Here is an 18,845-nt window from a genome sequence, read left to right on the forward strand (position 1 = left end):
ATACTCTTCGATATGGATTGGTGGTTCGAACATGGAAAATAGCCTTCTCGGCCTTCAAGCGGAAGCCTTTTCGAACGGCGCGGCGCGCGGCGTGCGTTATCTGAAACAATTGACGGATCGGCGCGTCGGGCCGAATTTGTCTCGTCTTGCCGAGCTCGATCCGGGTTTGCCGGAGCAGGGCGCCGACGTTGGCGATATTCTTGATCTGCTCGAGACCGTGGGCGGTGAGGGCACTGTTGCGACGGCGGCAGGTCGGTACTTCGGTTATGTCATAGGGGGTGCATTGCCTGCAGCCTCCGCAGCCCGGGCTTTGCTCTCCGCGTGGGATCAGGTTGCAGACGGTTTGACGGGACCTTCCGTGATCAAGATGGAAGAAACGGCGGTGTCCTGGATCGTTAGGCTTCTGGGGCTGCCTGAAGGTACCAATGGCGCTTTCACCACCGGTGCGACCATGTCGAACATGGCGCTACTGGTCACAGCGCGCGACACGCTGTTGTCGCGCCTTGGCCACGAAAGAGGAGAGGGCCTGATTGGCGCTCCCGGCTTGCGGATTGTCGCCAGCGCAGAAATTCATGCAACCGTGCTGAAATCCCTTCGGATGGCAGGCCTGGCCACGAAATCGATCGAGTGGGTGGAAGTGGACGATCAAGGGCGGATGCGGATCGACAAGCTACCCGAACTGGATGATCGCACGCTCGTTTTGTGCCAGGCAGGAAACGTTTGCAGCGGAGCCTTCGATCCATTTGACGAACTCGGCGACAAGTGTAATGCCGCTGGTGCCTGGCTTCACGTCGATGGCGCATTCGGACTGTGGGCAAGGGCCTGCAGCGATACGGCAACGGCGCTCAAAGGACTTGAGAAGGCAGACAGCTGGGTGGTCGACAGCCACAAGACACTCAACACACCATATGATTCGGGCTTGGCGTTGTGCCGCCATCCGCAGGAAATGCAGGCGTCGATGGCAATCGGGGCCACCTATCTGCCGGCGACTGTATCAAATCCGGCCAACCGCGCTCCTGAATTCAGCCGGTCTGCACGTGGAGCCGAGACCTGGGCTGCGCTGCTTTCCCTCGGCCGGCAAGGTCTTGAGGACATGCTGAGCCGTTTTCACGGTCATGCTAGGCGCATTTCAGGGGATCTTACAGCACTCGGGTTCGAAGTTCCGCATGAGGTGCATTTCAACCAGGTGTTTGCGACGCTGCCGGGGGCGGAAGACGCCTGTGCCCGCATCGCTGGCCATGTTCAGGCTTCCGGTGAAGCCTGGTTCGGTCAGGCCTCCTGGAAAGGACGACAGGGGTTTCGCATCAGCGTCTCGAACTGGTCAACCCGGACGGAAGATGTGGACCGGCTGATAGCTGCTGTTGCAAAGGCAAAGGCCGAGGTGATGGCCCCGGCCTGATGCAGCTCACATTGCAGAAGACGCAACCCTGGTCAGGTCCTTTCGGGCCACAGATATGACAGGGTTGCGTTCGAGCGTATGACCACGAATTCCTCGCGTTTTTCCCATCGTCCCAAAACGTTGATTTCAGTCACCGAACAATTGCCGTGCTGACGCCGCAAGGGATCGCAGGCGCGGGCTGCAGTGGTATAGAGTTTCGCCCGTCGGTTCTTGAATTCATTCAGCCAGGCTTCGGCATAGATTCCGGCACTGTCCACCAGATCGGCGTCCACTTCCTGGTAGTTGAGAGGCTTCTCTGTCTCGAATGCACCGGGGACTTGCTTCTCTACGAACTCAAGCTGCATCCTGATCTCGGCAAATTTCGGATCATCCTTGAATTGCTTGGCTTTTGTCAGCTTTACCCGGCAATTCGATGCAATTGTCTTCACTAGGAGCTTGCATTCGGCTTCCGCGATTCTGGGGGCCTGACCGGAGATGAAGACCTCGATCATGTCCATGTCGGCAGGAGCCCCAGTTTCCTTCAAGAGCTCTTTCACCGATACGGGCATGACGATATTGACCACCCGTCCGGCATCGAGGTTCTTGAAGTCTGTGAGGGCGACGTAGCCGTCTTTCAGGGAACCGCCTGAGCCATGCCTGGCGTTGTGGACTGTCGCCTGTCCTTTTAGCGGATCGTTCTTGAAGCCGAAGACAGTGTTCGCGACGTTGGCAACACTGAACATGATGTAGCCGTAGTAGAGCGTCACTGCGAAAAAGATCACTCCGCAGGCGATTTGAAGGATACGCATCAAGACTGTTCCCTGTTGCTTATGAACCGGAATTGGAATTGGCGGTGCTGTCACGTCCGAGAGCCTTGTCGACCAGCGGCCTGATCTGCGCCATCGCCTTGTCCTCGTAGCCGGACTTGCCAGCTACTGCGATGTTCTCGACCGGCGTCATGATGACGAGTGATCCCCCCAGTGGACGGAAGGGAATCCGGTCATCAAGATTTTCCGGGAGTGGCCCAACGAGCACGTGAGTTGACCGTTCCACGCCCGCGAGATTTTGCTCGCTTCTTATGCCGAAGGCGCTCTTGAACCAGCTGTCATACTTGCGATAAGCCGCCTTGTTCTTGGCAACGGGCTCTTCATGAAGGCTCGGATTTTCCTTGGCGTTTCTTGCGAAAAGCCAGTGATCTTGCATTTTTCGCCAGGGCTGAACACCGCAGGAACGAAGGGTTCTTGCACCGGCCATTTCAACAGGCACGTCAGGATCAAGATTGGCGAACGCGATATCGCCGACACCGAGTGCCACCACATGCGAGATGCGGGCGCCAGGTGCCAGATGTATGTTCCATAGGATCTTGCCGAATTCGTTTTGCAGTATCAGGTAGACCGGCTTTTCGGTTTCCGTAACCACGACATCGACAACAGGAAAACTGTCGTCCTTTGCACTGAGTACCATCCTGTCGACACGGATCTTTCTGGGGTCGTCGGCTGGTTTTTGGGCGTTTTCAGCCAGCTTTTGTGCCCGTTCCCGAATTTTCGTTTTCGACCAGGTATAGATCGGCGCATGCATGTTGCCTGTGCCGACATGCACATTGCCGATATATTCTCCGAGGTTGGGTTTGCGGAAGCGGCAGAACGCAGTGGGCTGCTGCATGACCACCTTCGCGGGAAGGTCGGTGTCCAAGGTCGTTTCCTTGTACCCGGTCACCGCGGACTGGATCCAATGAGGTGTCCCGTCTTCCGCTACGAGGACGCCGGGTGATGCCTTGTAACCGCGCATGTCGCGCTTCAGACCGGACTGCGGGTCTCCGGATGGAACGTTATCCGAGCAGGCGAGCAAACCGAAGCATAAGGCTACGGCAAATCCTTTTTTAAAACGCATCCGTAAGCTCCGGAAATGTCTGGCGTTGGGTATGCGTTCACAGGTTGTATCATTCGTCTTAAGGTTTAGTTTCGCCGGGAGGGCAATTCTTGCGTTACTGGCGGTTTAAATCGGGAAATGTTCTTCTGATGTCTTGTTGGCGATGCTGAAAAATCTCTCTAGATAAGATAAAGAGGCGTGGTGATCAGTATTCACCCCGACCCGGCTTGCGTCAGGTCGGGGCGTAATGTCAGGCGGCTTCGCCCAGTTCAGATCCGTCTTTGACTAGTTTTGCAACCGCTGCGAAGTCCAGCTTTCCGGAACCCAGGACAGGAACCTTGGATACCACACGGACTTCTGCCGGTATCATGAGGTCCTGTGCGCCTCGGGCTTTGGCGCCTTCAACGAAGGCTGCGCGGTCCGCATCCGGGTTTTCCGTCACAAGCACCAGTTTCTCGCCCTTGCGGGCATCCTTGATGGCGGCAACTGCGGACAGATGCTGCGGCCAGATCTGACCCGCCAGGGCTTCCACGGCGGACAGAGACACCATCTCGCCTGCAATCTTGGCGAAGCGCTTGGCGCGGCCCTTGATGATGATGTAGCCGTCGTCGTCGATCTCGACAATGTCGCCGGTGTCGTGCCAGCCGTCGACAAGTGGTTCGACGACGCCGGGATTTTCGGCCTTCAGATAACCGACCATCACGTTCGGTCCCGACACATGCAGTCTGCCGCCGGTTTCCACACCAGGTACGGGCTCAAGGCGAGCCTTCATGCCGGGCATCAGTTTGCCGACCGTGCCCGGACGGTTGTACATCGGCGTGTTGAGCGCGATGACCGGTGCGGTCTCGGTCACGCCGTATCCTTCCAGAACACGCAGACCGAAGCGTTCCTGATAGATCTGCCTGGTTGACGGTTTCACCGGCTCCGCGCCTGCAAAACAGTAGCGCAGGGAGCGGAAGTCGTAGGCATGGGCAACGCGAGCATACCCGTTGAGGAAGGTATCCGTACCGAACAGGATCGTCGCATTGGAGGTGTAGATCAGCTCCGGAACGATCCGGTAATGCAGGGGCGAGGGATAGAGATAGACCGGGACACCGGAAATCAGCGGCAGGATGGTGCCCGCGGTCAGACCGAAGGAATGGAACATCGGCAGGACGTTGAACACCTTGTCGTTCGGGGTGAAATCGATCCTGGCGGCTGCCTGCGTGGCATTGGACAGGATGTTCCTGTGTGTCAGCACAACGCCTTTCGGTGTTCCCTCCGATCCGGAGGTGAACAGGATCACTGCCGTGTCGTCCGCCTGCCTGCGTACCAGAGGGCGGCTTTTGGTCAGAAGGCCGCGGATCTTGTCCATGAAGCCGATTTCAGAGCGCAGGTCTTCCAGCCAGATGATGCGAACGTGGTCTTCCAGGTTTGAAGCCAGTTGCTCCAGGCGAGCCTGCTTGACGAAGGCGCGGGAAGACAACAGCGTGCGAACATCCGCAGCACGGCAGGCCGCGAGAATGTTTTCCTGACCGGCGGTGAAATTGATCATGGCGGGCACCTTGCCGGCAGACATGGTCGCCAGAACGGTAACGGCAGCGCCATTGGCATTCGGCAGCATGATGCCGAGGGTGTCTTCTCCGCCGGTGTGCCGCAACAGTTTGCGGCCAAGCACTGAGACGCCTGTCAGCAGTTTGCCTGCATTCAGCTTTCCGGACACCGGATCCTCAACCGCCAGCTTGCCGTAGCCGTATTCTTCTGCCGTGGCGATTACCTTCTCCAGGATCGTCACGTCTTCCGTCAGGCTGGTTTCAAACATCAGTTCGGACATGACGCTGTACAGCTTGGCGCCGGCTGCAGCGCGCCGCTGACGTCCCCTCAGTTCGTCGTCGAGGTCCAGGCGGGTAGGTTCCATGATTGTCACCTTCACTTTGGGGAACAGACGCTTGCGGATCTGGCTTGGGTTCAGGTAGGAGAACGGCGTTTTTTCAAGGCCGTCGATGCGGATCGGGACGATCATGGCCCCGGTCTTGTCGGCCACCATGGCCGCGCCGTCGTAGACCTTCATCAGGCTGCCGGTGACAGTCAGCCGGCCTTCCGGGAAGATCACCATCGGTTCGCCGGAGTTCACCACCTTGATCAGTGCGCGGGTGGCCATGGGTTTTGACGGGTTGATCGGCAAGGCATTCGCAAGGTGCAGGAAGGGTTTTACCCACCAACGCCGGGCAATGTCATAGTCGATGGCAAAGGACGGCTTCTTGTCGGTCAGGGTCAGAGCCAGGCCAGCGTCCAGCAAACTAACGTGGTTCAGCGCCAGGATCGGGGCTTCGCCGGCTTTTTCCAGATTTTCCAGGCCTTTGACTTCCATCCGGAAGATGGCGCGATAGAGGATCGAGATTGCATCGCGCATCGGGTTGGTCGGCAGGATCTTGAACATCACGATAGCTGCGACAAGGTTCAGCCCGGCCAGCGCCAGAAAAATTGCAGGAACGGAAAATCCAAGTTTCTGGGCTCCTGCCAGCAACAGTCCGCCAACCGTCATCAGGGCAGCGCCAAGGGCGTTGGACGCTGCTATCCGGCGGGCACGCACCTGCGGTTTCGCCCAGGTCTGGAGTGCCGTGAAGGTGGGAACAACCAGCAACGCACCGGAAATGGCAAGGCCGGCCATATCGACACTGAGGCGGATTACGCCCTCATGGGTGAGGAACTCGCGCAAACCAGATGCTGTTGCGGTTGCCGGCAGGCCTGCCAGGGTCAATGCCGCATCCAGGCAAAAGAGCGCCAGCAGGAGCGTTCCGACAGGAGCCGGCAAAAGGACGACACGGCCAGCCAGAAGCCAGGCGGCAATTGCCGACCCGATGCCGATCGAAACGGCGAAGACGGTCAGGAAATAGGTGACGGCAATTTCTTCACCGCCCAGGAACGTCTTGACCATCAGCGGCAGAACAGCAAGCACCATGGCACCGATGAGCCAGAACCAGGCGTTCATCATGGCTACCAGGAAGAGACGACGATCGGCAGCCAGATCTCTCACCACGCACCATGTGGATGTCGCAAGGTTCCAGTCAATCGTCAGATGAGGGGCGGCTGCCGGCGCGGAGGGAATTTGCCGGCTCAGCCCGTAACATGCGAGAGCCAGGGCTATCATCACTGGGGCAAAGATCAGGGTGGGAGCGCCGGTGCTGAACAAAAGGCCGGCGGAAATCGTGCCGCCCAGGATTGCCAGAAAAGTTCCCGCTTCTATCCAGGCATTGGCGCGCGGCAGGTTTGAAGCCGGCAGATGATCCGGGAGCAGTCCGTATTTGACCGGGCTGAACAAGGCGGACATGGAACCAAACACGAATAGCGCGGCAAAGAGGATGGGGAGGGAGGACAAGGCCATGCCTGTCACGGCCAGGCCTGCGCCTGCAATTTCTGCAAGCTTGGTTGCCCGGGCAATCCGCGCCTTGTCGAACTTGTCTGCGAGTTCGCCCCCGAGTGCGGACAGAAACAGGAAGGGCGCGATGAAGACAGCCCCGGCCAACGTTATCAGAACACCGGTGTTGCCACCGTCTGCGCCGTGTCCACCAACCTGGAACAACACCAGGAACACCAGGGCGTTTTTCAGGAAATTGTCGTTGAATGCAGAGAAAAACTGCGTCCAGAAGAGCGGTGCGAAACGTCTGGATGTCATCAGTGACGCGCTCATGAGGTCCTCCTTCGAAGCAGCTAACTGTCAATCTGCTTCATAACCTTCAATCTTTGAAACCCGGACGGAGGGTTAGAAACTCCGCCCGGTTTTATTTCTGGATCAGACTTGTTCCGGCTTGCTGATGTCCATCAGCAGTTTTTCCGTCTTTGCGTCTTCCAGGCGGTTATGGAACTTGTTGGCTTCTTCGCGATCACGCATGGTCTTGGTCAGGGTGACCGCTGTATGGACCAGCATGATTGCGGCCATTGCGTAGAAGCCTTTCGCGGAGAAGCTTGCTTCAAGGTTCCAGATGCCCAGGGCCATCATGATAGCGGCAACTGCGAAACTGCCGGCGGTAAAAATGGTCCAGTTGTTGGAATGTTTGACTGTGGGTTCCTGCATGGTCTTGTCCTCGTGTTAGCTGCTTTTTTCCAGAAGAAGGGGAATGTCGGATTTCAAGCGGGCGAGCACATCGTCCGCTCGGGTTTTCACTGGTGCGCCGCAACCTGCATCGCCCAGTTTCTCGATAACCGCACTCGGGCTATCCGCTGCCGACAAGGTCTTGAATTCCTGCTCGGCCAATTGGTCGCGTTCCTGGCGTCGGCGGATGTCCTCCAGCTGTCCTTCTGCAAGGGCGAGTGCCGACTGGCCGGTACTGGAGCCAAAGGACTGTGCTTTCTGGATCTGGTCGCGAACTTCAACGGTGCGTTCACCGCGCTTGAGGGCGCGCAGACGGCTCTGGGCGCGGTGCAAGGTTTCCGTGAGGCTTGAAAGATCGCCGTCGAACGATCGGATCGCCTCTTCGAGCGCCGACTTTTCGTCTTCCAGAAGTGCGATAGCTTCCGCAGCCTCTCTCGCGAGGGGTTCAAGACCTTTGAGGAGGGCGTTGCGAGCCCTGTTCTCCAGATCTTCGAGGGATGCATTGATTTGCCACAGCCGCTTGCGGTCCTGCTGCTGTTCTGCCTTGGCGCGGGCCAGGGCAACCTGGGCAGCCCGGACGGAAGCGGCGGCTGTACGCGTGTTGATGGAGAGGAGAGCAAGAGACTGATTGTCCCGGCTTTCCTCGGCGCTGGTTAGAAACAACGCCTTCAGTTGGTTCATGAATGGCTCAAACATCGTGCCTCTCTCAAAAGGTGAACGTTGTTCACTATTTGACAAAGCCACATGATTTTGATTAGGTCAAGCAGAAAAATGAACAAAGTTCACTTTTGAGGTGCGATACGGTTAATGGCCGGAGTTCAAAAAGCAAAAAGCGAAGAAACCCATCGTCGCGTTCTGGAAGCGGCGATTGCCGCTGTGGAAGCAGGGGGCATGGAAGCGGTCAACATCAGAAAGATCGCGGCTGATGCCGGTTACTCGGTGGGGTCGGTCTACAAGCATTTCGCGGACCAGGATGCGTTGTTGCTTGCGGTCAACTCGGTGACGCTCGGCCGCATCAAGGATCTGATGGCATCGAAAGTCGAAACCGTGGATGAGCCCTTGGTCCGGCTCAAGGTGCTGGCGCTGGCCTATTTGGCGTTTGCGCGCGACAATCGAAACCTCTGGATGACATTGTTCAGCCATCACTTGCCTGAAGGCAAGGCGGTGCCTGAGTGGCATATTCAGGAAAATATCGCGCTTCTCGGTTTCATCGCAGCACCGTTGCGCGAACTCGATCCAAGCATGATGGAAGAAGATCTCGCAGCCCGGACACGCACCGCTTTTGCGGCGGTACACGGTCTCGTCACGATCAGCCTGGAGGCACGGTTCGTCGGCCTGTCCGGAGAAAAGTTGGAGCAGGAAATGAACTTTCTGGTCGAGCGCCTGGCAGGGTAGGGAGGTCCCTGGCTGCCAGGCCGTAGATTACCTTGATGGGGCTTACCAGGCTCTCCCCCGTTTCTCCGGTGACAGCCACATCGGATCGCCCTCCTCGATGCCGAAAGTCTCGTAGAACGCATCGACATGCTGTAGGGCGGCAAAAGCTCGATAAGGGCTCGGAGGATGCCCGTCTCCGGCGACAAGCATGCGCAGGAACGGATCGGAAGCCTTGGCCGTCCAGAACTGTGCCCAGCCGATGAAACAGCGCTTGGCCGGCGACAGGCCATCTATCTCGACATTTTCCTCAGGGTGCTCGGCCAGATAATCCATCAGGCTTTCATAGGCGAGCGTGATACCGCCGACATCGGCCATGTTCTCTCGAACATTCAAGGGGCCGTTGGCGTTAAGGCCAGGCAGCACTTCGAAGGCGTTGGCCTGGTCGATCAGTTTCTGGGCCTCGCTGTCGAAGGCCTTTGCATCTGCTTCCGTCCACCAGTCACGAAAGTTGCCTTCCGCATCGTATCGGCGGCCACCGCTGTCGAAACCATGGGTCATTTCGTGGCCGATGACCGCGCCGATCCGGCAGAAGCGCAAGGGAGCGTCCATGTCGTGGCTATAGGCAGGCGGCTGGGTGATGGCCGCATTGACCTCGAAGCCGTTGATGGAAGGCGTGTAGCCGGCATTGATGACGATCGGCAGCGTCGTCTGCGTGTTGAATTCCTCGTGCACGACGGGTTTTTTGATTTTCTCCAGCATGCGGTTCATGGAAAAGGCTCCAAGATTGCGCATGTTTTCTACGGGATCGTCCCCGATCTCGAGTTTGGAATAATCGACCCATTCATCGGGATAACCGACTTTGTAGTAGAAGGTGTCGACCTTCTTCAGGGCTTCGGCACGAGTATCTTCCGACAACCAATCCCGCGTTTCGACGCGCTCGCGAAACTTCCCGTGAATGCGCTCGACCATCTTGATGACTTCGGCCTTGGTCTCGTCGGAATAGTAGGTTTCCACGAAGAGCTGGCTGGCAGGATGGCCGAGGTTCTCTTTCAGCAGGTCGTACATGTGCTCCTGGCGAGGACGGTCCGTTCGGGCACCGGTCAAGACAAGATTGAACTCCTTGGCGGGTTCTTCGAAGGCGGATGTCAGGAATTCCTTGTAGTTTTCGATAACCCGAAAAGCCGCATAGGCTTTCAGATCTTCAAGCGGTGTTTCCTTCAGCACTTTTGAGAGTTCTGGCAGAGCCCTTGGTTCGAACATGAAGACTGCATCGGGTTTCTCAAAGCCGACTGTTTCAAGATAGAGATCGAGGTCCAATTCCGGCACCTGTGCCTGGACCTCTTCATAACCAAGTTTGCTGTAGCGGTTGCGTGGATCGTTGCCTTCCTCGGGCGTCAGTATCCCGGCATAAAGCGCTGTTTCTATTCGAAGTGTGATGTCGGCGATGCGAGCAGCATCGTCCTCCGGATAACCGGCGACCTTCATGATTTCCGCCACATAGGCACGGTAGGCAGGAATGCGCGGATCGCCTTCCTTATTGCGCAAGAGTTCGAGATGGTGGTCCTCAACGCCGAAACTGGGACCTACTGAAAAAATTGCGTAGCGCTTGCTGTCCGCTGGATCTGCACTGGGTGCGAAAATCGCGAACAGGGCCGGTCCGGACATTGCGGCCTGGTCAGCCGCGAACCGGGTGAGGTCATCCAGGGTTTCCAGGGCTTCGATGGCGTCCAGGTCGCTTTGGATCGGTTCGATGCCTGCAGCATCCATCGCCTCGACATTCATATAGGCTTTGTAGAAATCGCCAACGAGCTGCGTCGGGCTGCCCTTGGGCGCTTCCGCGGTGCTCTCGCTTGCCTTTTTCGCAACAGCTGCAAGCTGCTTGATCAGTCTTTCGCCGATGATCGAAAAAATATCCCAACGCGCCTTGTCCACTGGCCGGTTCACCCGGTCGAGCCATTTGCCTGAAGCATAGCGATAAAAATCGTCGGCTGGATCCACAGAGGTATCCATATTCTCGGGCGAGAATTGAAGGTCGTCCGGGGTCAGCGGGGGGAGGCTGTTTTCCTCAGCGAAGGCAGATCCGGAAAGCAGCAAAGTGCTCGTCAGCAGAAGTGGGATAATTTTCATTTCAGCGCCCCCGGGAATGCTTTTTACCCTGCGTTAGAATAGAGTTCCGGCTGCAGATGGCAATCCGATTAGTGCAAGGGTTGTGGCAACGGCGTTCGAGAGCGAAGTGGCACCTTGCGCAATCGAGCCGACTGTGTCGGGCGCACGGTTTGGTCTTACGTTCCGCAGAAGGTTTGATAGGGACCAAACGCCTCCGGGGCAGGAAGGGCATAGCTCTCAAAGCCGGTTCGTTCTTCATACGGAGCTTTTAGAACGCCCAGTAACTCATTGAGCAAAAAATACTCTCCAGTTTCCGCGCTCTGGAGTGCCTCTTCCACCTTGTGGTTCCGTGGAATGTAGAGCGGATTGACAAGGTTCATCGCCGTCCTGGTATCTGCAGGCGCTCTACCTTCACTTTCGAGACGTTGCATCCAGCGCTTCAGCCAGCCGTCTATCTGTGTCGGATCGACAAAAAGCTCGCGCAGCTTTTGCGGGGCGCCGACAGCAGCCTCGCTCAGGTGCCGGAAGAAGAGCGTGTAGTCGACCGATTGTTCCTGCAGGATCGAAAGCATCGTTTCGAACAGGTCCTGATCTTCCGCGGTTTCTTCCACTAGACCCAGCTTTGCGCGCATCCCGTTCAGCCAGGCTGCGCGGTAGATATCAGGAAAGCGGCCGAGTTCGGCACTTGCCAGTTCGACTGCCTTGTCCAGATCATCGAGCTGGATCAGGGGCAAAAGGGTTTCGGCAAGCCGGGCAAGGTTCCATTGCATGATGACGGGTTGGCGGCCAAACGCGTATCGTCCACCGTGGTCAATGGAGCTGAACACGGCTGCCGGATCATAGGCGTCAATGAAGGCACAGGGGCCATAGTCGATTGTTTCGCCGGAAATCGTCGTGTTGTCGGTGTTCATGACACCGTGAACGAACCCGACAAGCACCCAATTGGCGACCAGCGCTGCCTGGCGCTCGACTACTCCCCGAAACAGCCGGATATAGCGGTCCGGCTGTCCGGCAAGATCCGGATCGTGGCGGTCAATGGCGTAGTCGGCGAGCTGGCGGACTTTGTCCGTTTCACCGCGTGCCGCAAAATACTGGAAGGTACCGACCCGCAAATGGCTTGCGGCGACACGGGTCAACACTGCGCCCGGTTTCGGACCATCCCGGTAGATGGTTTCTCCGGTGGTTACGGCTGCCAGTGCTCTTGTCGTCGGGATGCCGAGTGCATGCATGGCTTCGCCGAGGATATATTCGCGCAAGACCGGGCCCACGACAGCCTTGCCATCTCCACCACGGGAGAAGGGGGTCGGTCCCGACCCTTTCAGCTGAATGTCCTTCCGATTGCCGGTGCTGTCGATGATCTCTCCGAGAAGAAGCGCGCGGCCATCCCCCAGCTGTGGCGAGAAGCCGCCAAACTGGTGGCCGGCATACACCTGGGCAAGAGGCGATGCGCCGTCCGGCTGACGGACCCCTGAAAAGATCTCTGCGCCTTCGGATGTTTCCAGAAGGTTGGAATCAAGGCCGAGTTCTTTTGCAAGTTCACGATTGAACACCACAAGCTGCGGCGTTGGCACCTTCGCGCCTTCCCAGGCCACATAAAAGCCGGGCAGGTCCCGTGCGTAGGAATTGTCGAACTGGAAAATAGGCGGTCGGGCGGTCATGGAACCTACAGTGTACGGTGGCAATTGCTTTACCGCTTAATATAGGAAGTTACGGCCGTCTGTCCGCCCCGGTCAGGTCGGAAATCGAATTCATGTGAACTTTGAGGGGGAGGCAGTGCGGCCTGTCACGCTGCGTAGGCCGCCAGAAACACCTTCACCGCTGCTGCAACATTGGTTTCGATTTCTTCTTCGCTCGGCTTTGGGCCGGCATTGAGCAGCATGCGCCTTAGAACGCCCGCCACACACAAGTCGAAAAACTGGCCTGCCGCCAGTTCGACATCGCAGTCCTTCAACTCGCCGCGGTCGATCCGCTCCTGGATGAAGGCACCAAGGTCGCGTCGGCCCTGGCATGGACCGGCTTCGTAGAGCAGAACGCCGAACTGAGGAAATTTTTCCGCAGCGCCGACTACCATGCGGAGGGTCGACAATTTTTCGGGATTCGCCATTTTCTGCAGATAACTGCGGCCGATACGGTGCAGATCGCTTTTCACGTCAGCCCTGCTGACGAGGGCTTCCCGCAGGATTTCCGCCTGGCTGAAACGTTCTTGCAGAATCAGCGCCTCGAACAGCGCTTCCTTGCTGCTGAAGTAGACGTAGAGCGTGCCTTTGGAAACGCCGGCTTCCTTGGCGATAACCTCCATACTGGCGCCATCGAATCCCTTTGCCCGGAAGACTTTTCGTGCTCCGGCAAGAATCTGCCTGCACTTGGCGTTGTCGGTCTTCTGAGCCGGATCTTCGGCTGTCGCCGGTTGTTCCTGTGTTTCGGTTGTCATCGCAATCTCGAATTTCTGCCGTCTTTCAGTAGTTTACCGCTAGTATTCTGTCAAACACACGGTTTTTCTCAAAAAGCATTCCCATAAATGCAAAGGTCAACTGTTCGGCAGGTGGTTGGTCAATCTCAACACTATCGGCCAACAGGACGAACCATTCAATCTTTCCTGGTCAGACCAGCTGTGTCTGCAAGTCAAAACGCCCCCTAAAAAATATCTTCGACAGGATCCGACTTCCGGACAGGTGATGCGTCTCGCGTCCCCCTCCCAAAGTGTCTTGTTGCCGTCTCGATCAACCAGGTTGTTGAACAGGGGACTCTTGTGCGTTGCAAAAAATTCGCCGGAACCCTTGCGTTCGCCAAGGGGATGAACATATAAATGCCATTGACCGAACCGTTCAGTCAATGCCTGGGCGGTCAAGAATTTTGGGCAAAGGATACCATCGTGGCACTCAGAGAAGGCCGCAACGAAAGCGGCGCGATCGGTGGTGGGCCGCAGGCTGCGAGCCGCCAGGATCAAGACAACGAGACTTCAGTAGCCTCGAAAAGCGGACAGGCAACACCATCTTCCGCGAAAGACACAAGCGATGACAAAGGCGGGCAGGTGGCAGTTTCGTCTCAGGCACAGGTAACAACCGCAACGACCACCGCAGAAGCGCCTCCACCGAAAAAGAAGGGCAAGGCCAAGCGGGTCTTCACGCTGGTTCTGCTCGCCGGTCTCGGCTTTGGCGGATATGAGGCGTACCATTGGTGGACCGAAGGCAGATTCATTGCCAGCACGGACGACGCCTATGTGACCGCGGATATCACCGTCATCCTTTCCAAGGTGTCCGGTTATGTTGCGTCTGTCGCTGTCGGCGACAATCAACGCGTGAAAGCCGGTGACGTGCTGCTGAAGATCGACGATGGCGACTACAAGCTTGCCGTCCAGTCCGCAAAGGATTCCATCGACAGTGCCCGCGCAACGGTCGATCGTATCGCGACCCAGATTACGGCGGCCAAGGCATCCGTGCTGCAGGCTGAAGCGTCTGTTGCTTCCGCCAAGGCGCAGAAGGACGAAGCTTCCGCGAACTACGATCGTCAGAAAAGACTGGCGGACAACAAGTTTGCCAGCCAGGCAACGCTTGACACCGCCGATGCCTCACTGAAAGGCGCGCAGGCGGATCTGGAGAATGCGCAGGCGGCGGTGACGCTGGCCAAAGCAAATATCGATGTGCTCAACGGCCAGAAGAAAGAAGCCGAACAGGCAGTGGTTGCTGCCAAGACAGCTCTTGAGAAAGCCGAGCGCGACCTCGCCTTTACCGTCATTCGGGCACCGGTCGATGGCATCGTCGGCAACAGGGCAGCCCAGGTCGGCTCCCTGCTGCAGCCGGGAAGCCGGATTGCCGCGATCGTGCCGCTGGCCGACACTCACATCGATGCGAATTTCAAGGAAACTCAGCTCGAGGGTATCCAGCTCGGAGCAGAGGTTGAAATTTCCGTCGACGCCTATCCGGACCAGCCGATCAAGGGAACCGTGGAAAGCATTGCGCCTGCGACCGGTTCTGTCTTCAGCCTTCTGCCGGCCGAAAATGCGACAGGCAACTTCACCAAGGTGGTTCAGCGCGTGCCGGTGAAGATCAAGGTTCCGGAAGAAGAAATAACAAGCGGACATCTGAGAGCTGGCATGTCGGTGGTTGTCGAAGTCGACACCAGGACAGGTGGCCAGAAAGACAACGTCGCCCTGTCGGCGCTCCACTAGACCTTCAGGTGCGGATCAAGGGTCCGTATCAAATCAAGTCCTCCCCGCGGCCTCCAACCGCACAAGCCCGGTATCCGCATCTTGCGGATGCCGCCCCTTTGAAGAGCAGACCGTCGACAGCAAGACCTGCGCGGATGTTCCAACAGTATCGAATGATCGGCCACAGGCCATTCCGTCTCTTTCGGCTGAATGACCGCCGGTCCAAGGCTACGTCACATGAGCGAGACGGCACAAAGCGCATCCATCGACGGACGCAAGCTGTTCACCTTCCTCTGCATGGTGTTCGGCATGTTCATGGCGATTCTGGATATCCAGATCGTGTCCGCGTCCCTGTCGGAAATCCAGGCCGGGCTTGGAGCTTCCCAGGACGACATTCCCTGGGTGCAGACAAGTTACCTGATAGCGGAAGTCATCATGATCCCGTTGTCCGGATACCTCTCGCGCATGCTGTCGACGCGCTGGATGTTCGCGCTGTCAGCGGCCGGGTTCACGGTAATGAGCCTGATGTGCGCCACTGCCTCCACGATCGAGGAAATGATCGTCTACCGTGCCTTGCAGGGGTTTCTCGGTGGCGGCATGATCCCGACGGTTTTCGCGACGGCTTATCTGATTTTCCCGCGTGAGAAATTCAACGTCATCTCTCCGGTGATCGGTCTTGTGGCAACACTGGCACCGACCATCGGTCCGACGCTCGGCGGTTATCTCACCGAATTCGGTTCCTGGCATTGGCTGTTCCTGATCAACGTGGTGCCGGGCATCTTCGTTACGCTTGCCGCTGTTACCCTGATCGATTTCGACGAGCCGGATCTGTCTCTGCTCGATCATTTTGACTGGTATGGCTTCGCGGCCATGGCCATCTTCCTCGGTTCTCTGGAATTCGTTCTTGAAGAAGGTTCGGGTGAAGACTGGTTCCAGAGCGGCGAGATCGTTTTCTTTTCCGCAATCACTGTGCTGGGAGCTGCGATCTTCTTCTGGCGGGCGTTCACGGCGCGAGAACCCATTGTCGATCTGAGAGCCTTTGCCGACAAGAACTTCGCCATGGGCAGTCTTTTCAGCTTCATCATGGGGGTGGGGCTCTACGGCCTGACGTATCTTTATCCGGTCTATCTGAGCGGCGTTCGCGACTACACCTCGCTGCAGATTGGCGAGACCATGTTCGTGAGCGGTCTTGCCATGTTCCTTACAGCCCCGATTGCCGGGCGGCTGATGTCCGTGCTCGATCCGCGTGTGATGATGGCAATCGGCTTCTCCGGCTTTGCAATCGGCACCTACATGGTGACCGGTATTACGCACGACTGGGATTTCTGGGAGCTGCTGGTTCCGCAGATCCTGCGTGGCTGCTCGCTGATGCTTTGCATGGTACCGATCAACAATATCGCCCTTGGTATGTTGCCGCCGCAGATGATCAAGAACGCATCTGGCCTGTTCAACCTGACCCGGAACCTGGGAGGTGCCGTCGGACTTGCGGTGATCAACACGCTGCTGACCAATCGGCAGGATTTCCACTACGAACGTATTTCCGAAACGGTCAACTGGTCGCGTCCCGTCGTCAATGAGACATTGACCAACATGACACATGCGTTCTCGGAACTGGGTCAGAATGCGGAAACAGCGGCCTTGAAGACGTTGTCTGGCATCGTCACCCGCGAAGCGTTCCTGCTTTCCTTCTCGGATATTTTCCTGATCCTGACGGGCTTGTTCCTCGCACTTGTCGCCGCGCTCTATTTCGTGGAGCGACCGAAACCGGCACCTGCCGGTGGTGGCGGTCATTGATTTCAAGATAGTGGATCATCCGGACGAGCGCTGCCGTGTCGATCAGGCCTTTCTGTCCGGTCCGAAACGAATTCTTCGTTGCATCCGGCCGCCGCCAATTCGCGTATTGGCCGGTCTTGACGGTGGCGGATGATCGTCAAATGCGGCCTGTGCACTCACGTCACCCTTCGTTGCTGTTTGGCCTTGTGCAAGCCTGTCGGCCATCCATCGGGCAACCTGAGGTGTCGCGACACTGGTTCCGTCGAGAGACACCAGCGATCCGCAGCGTGATCCGGCACTCAATATGCCTCGCAGGACCGGAGTGTCGTCGCTGACCGCGGCTGCATCCGGACCGTTTCTCGTCGGACCGGTTGCATTGAATGCCGTTGTTACCGGGCCCGCGGCAGAATAGCCGGCCAGATCGTTGCGGGTTTCGACATATCCAGCAAGAACGGCGGGAAACTCGCCGCAGGCAAAGCCGCTTATGGTGCCGCTGCGCTTAACCAGGCAATCGGATCCGGGCGGATCGATCGGCAGAGGGGCACCAAAGCTGTCGAAACGCTGATAGTCGTCATCGTCGAAATAGGATTGACGTCCCAATGCCGGGAACCCGGGCAAGGTTTCGTCGCGCCGGATCCAGACCTGTACCAGGTCGGTTTCGGTCAGGGCAACATTCTCGATTTCGATTTTCCAGACACCGGAAGGTGCCAAATCATCCGTGACGTCGTGATGAAAGGTCGGGTGAACGCCGACGACAATGCAACCGCGCCAGGTTGGCGCGTGGGGAGGTGTGTAGAGGATCCGGCCGAATTCCACGTTGTCTCCGGAATGGAGGATCGCAGTCTCTCCAGGCACTGTTGAAACCGGCGTACTCCTCGGTCCCACGGGAGGCGTAACGCGCACTCTCACTAGGTTGTCAGGGTTCTCCTTCGGCGGCATCCAGATTTCGACGTAGCTCGCGCTGCGGTCGTCAGGTTGAATGCGCCAGTCCAGGCTTGCGGGCCTGACGTTACCCGTATCCTCATCCGTAAAGGTAATCTCCGCGTGGGTGCGCGCCAGATTGCCGTTCCCGGCAGGAAGAGCCACCTGGATTTCACGCTGGGTGGTCGAGTGAAGCTCGTGATCGATCTTCGCTTCGATCAGACCGGTACCATCGTGCGGTCCTGCAAAATTCCCGAAACTGAAATTGACCACCAGCGGGATCCGCTTGCCGTGATCGGTCTCGAGCCGGTAGCGTTCCGCGTGTATCTTGATGAAGTCGATCGCGCGTCCCAGAGCTGGCAGGATCTGCGCTCCGCTGACATCCATGGTGAGATCGGTTGGCAGCTGCACGCAGATGATGGGGCGCGTGTTGTCCTTCGTGCCGGGTTGGTAACCGGTGGCAAGTCCCATCACATGGGTGCCGTGGGACACTCGCATGGCGGCCGGCTTGAGCCCGGGCCAACTGTAGTCGATCAATCCGCACTGACTGTAGAAGCGGTTCTCATCGAGGAGCCCGCTGGCCGTGTTCGCGGCAAGCAACCCGTCGATTTCGCTCCTGGCAAGGGCGTGCCCCTGCGGGACGACGAGGGAGCCGGTCCGTGGTTTGGCGTCCATGATCCAGGCAAAGGAAACGCGTGACGCATTTGGGTCGGTTTTCCGGAAAAGTTCATGGCCGAACGCGATGCCGTTGTCGATGACAGCAGTAACAACGGAACCATCTTCGACAAATATTTCAGGCAGATTGCCGGGCATGATCTGCGCGCTCGTGTCGAGCTGTCCAATCGGAACGACAGTCCCAAGGATGATGCGCTTTATGCCGAGTTGTCCCGCGTTCCTCGTCGCTTCCTGCAAGAAGAGGTCTTTTGCGTAGAGTGAGGGATACAGGATCGCTTCTTTGGCCGCGCGCTGTTGCGCGGTATAGAAATTCGGGATGAGGACTGCATCCTCAAGCCCGTTGCCACCGCCGATATCCTTGGCCCTGGCGATCAGATCATCGAGTGAGATGTTATCGAGCTCGACGAGGATGTCCCACCAAGTGTTTTCTTCTCCGGATCCGAACTTTGCTGCAACAGCCAGCCGCCAGTTCGTGACCGGATCGATTGAAAATTCATCAAGGGTTCCGTTGGTATCCGACATGACTTGAC

The 18,845-nt window shown here is 57.6% G+C and carries 13 protein-coding genes; 4 read left to right on the forward strand and 9 right to left on the reverse strand.

The genetic code is table 11. The features are described 5' to 3' along the window. Positions 1-31 precede the first annotated feature (31 nt). Complete coding sequence (locus tag Q666_RS55205) at positions 32-1,399, forward strand: aminotransferase class V-fold PLP-dependent enzyme (RefSeq protein ID WP_022998336.1); 1,368 nt, start codon at positions 32-34, stop codon at positions 1,397-1,399. A gap of 32 nt (positions 1,400-1,431) precedes the next feature. On the opposite strand, the gene Q666_RS55210 is transcribed toward Q666_RS55205, so the two are convergent. From Q666_RS55210 to Q666_RS55230, 5 genes are all read right to left on the reverse strand, one after another. Then, complete coding sequence (locus Q666_RS55210) at positions 1,432-2,187, reverse strand: hypothetical protein (protein ID WP_022998337.1); 756 nt, start codon at positions 2,185-2,187, stop codon at positions 1,432-1,434. A 19-nt stretch (positions 2,188-2,206) separates the two neighbouring features. After that, the gene (locus tag Q666_RS55215; RefSeq protein ID WP_152533414.1) at positions 2,207-3,268 is read right to left on the reverse strand and encodes a hypothetical protein; all 1,062 of its coding nucleotides are present in this window, start codon (positions 3,266-3,268) and stop codon (positions 2,207-2,209) included. 229 nt (positions 3,269-3,497) lie between these two features. After that, positions 3,498-6,917, reverse strand: coding sequence for an acyl-[ACP]--phospholipid O-acyltransferase (locus tag Q666_RS55220; RefSeq protein ID WP_022998339.1), 3,420 nt, complete (start codon positions 6,915-6,917; stop codon positions 3,498-3,500). Between the two features lie 102 nt (positions 6,918-7,019). Continuing rightward, positions 7,020-7,301: a YiaA/YiaB family inner membrane protein gene (locus Q666_RS55225; RefSeq protein WP_022998340.1), complete on the reverse strand. Its 282-nt coding sequence runs from the start codon at positions 7,299-7,301 to the stop codon at positions 7,020-7,022. Positions 7,302-7,316: 15 nt separating this feature from the next. Then, entirely contained in the window at positions 7,317-8,015 is a 699-nt protein-coding gene (locus Q666_RS55230; protein WP_022998341.1) for a PspA/IM30 family protein, read from the reverse strand. Between the two features lie 111 nt (positions 8,016-8,126). On the opposite strand from Q666_RS55230, the gene Q666_RS55235 reads away from it, so the two are divergent. Continuing rightward, complete coding sequence (locus tag Q666_RS55235; RefSeq protein ID WP_022998342.1) at positions 8,127-8,714, forward strand: TetR/AcrR family transcriptional regulator; 588 nt, start codon at positions 8,127-8,129, stop codon at positions 8,712-8,714. Positions 8,715-8,756: 42 nt separating this feature from the next. Here the strand turns inward: Q666_RS55235 and Q666_RS55240 are convergent, their stop codons facing one another. The 3 genes from Q666_RS55240 to Q666_RS55250 form a co-directional block, all read right to left on the reverse strand. Continuing rightward, complete coding sequence (locus Q666_RS55240; RefSeq protein ID WP_022998343.1) at positions 8,757-10,820, reverse strand: M13 family metallopeptidase; 2,064 nt, start codon at positions 10,818-10,820, stop codon at positions 8,757-8,759. A 155-nt stretch (positions 10,821-10,975) separates the two neighbouring features. After that, the gene (locus tag Q666_RS55245; protein WP_022998344.1) at positions 10,976-12,457 is read right to left on the reverse strand and encodes a protein adenylyltransferase SelO; all 1,482 of its coding nucleotides are present in this window, start codon (positions 12,455-12,457) and stop codon (positions 10,976-10,978) included. A 125-nt stretch (positions 12,458-12,582) separates the two neighbouring features. Beyond that, positions 12,583-13,230 carry a TetR/AcrR family transcriptional regulator gene (locus tag Q666_RS55250; protein ID WP_022998345.1) on the reverse strand — a complete coding sequence of 216 codons (648 nt, stop codon included), beginning with the start codon at positions 13,228-13,230 and terminating at the stop codon, positions 12,583-12,585. Positions 13,231-13,671: 441 nt separating this feature from the next. Here Q666_RS55250 and Q666_RS55255 point away from each other — a divergent pair, with 441 nt between their 5' ends. Then, the gene (locus Q666_RS55255) at positions 13,672-14,967 is read left to right on the forward strand and encodes an HlyD family secretion protein (protein WP_208993794.1); all 1,296 of its coding nucleotides are present in this window, start codon (positions 13,672-13,674) and stop codon (positions 14,965-14,967) included. A 216-nt stretch (positions 14,968-15,183) separates the two neighbouring features. Further along, positions 15,184-16,740, forward strand: a complete 1,557-nt coding sequence (locus Q666_RS55260; protein ID WP_022998347.1) for a DHA2 family efflux MFS transporter permease subunit — start codon at positions 15,184-15,186, stop codon at positions 16,738-16,740. Positions 16,741-16,782: 42 nt separating this feature from the next. Here Q666_RS55260 and Q666_RS55265 read toward each other — a convergent pair whose 3' ends face one another. Next, positions 16,783-18,837, reverse strand: a complete 2,055-nt coding sequence (locus Q666_RS55265) for a hypothetical protein (RefSeq protein WP_022998348.1) — start codon at positions 18,835-18,837, stop codon at positions 16,783-16,785. Between the last annotated feature and the right edge of the window lie 8 nt (positions 18,838-18,845).

Origin of the sequence: Labrenzia sp. C1B70 (genome assembly GCF_000475395.1) — a bacterium.
GTDB lineage: Bacteria > Pseudomonadota > Alphaproteobacteria > Rhizobiales > Stappiaceae > Roseibium > Roseibium algicola.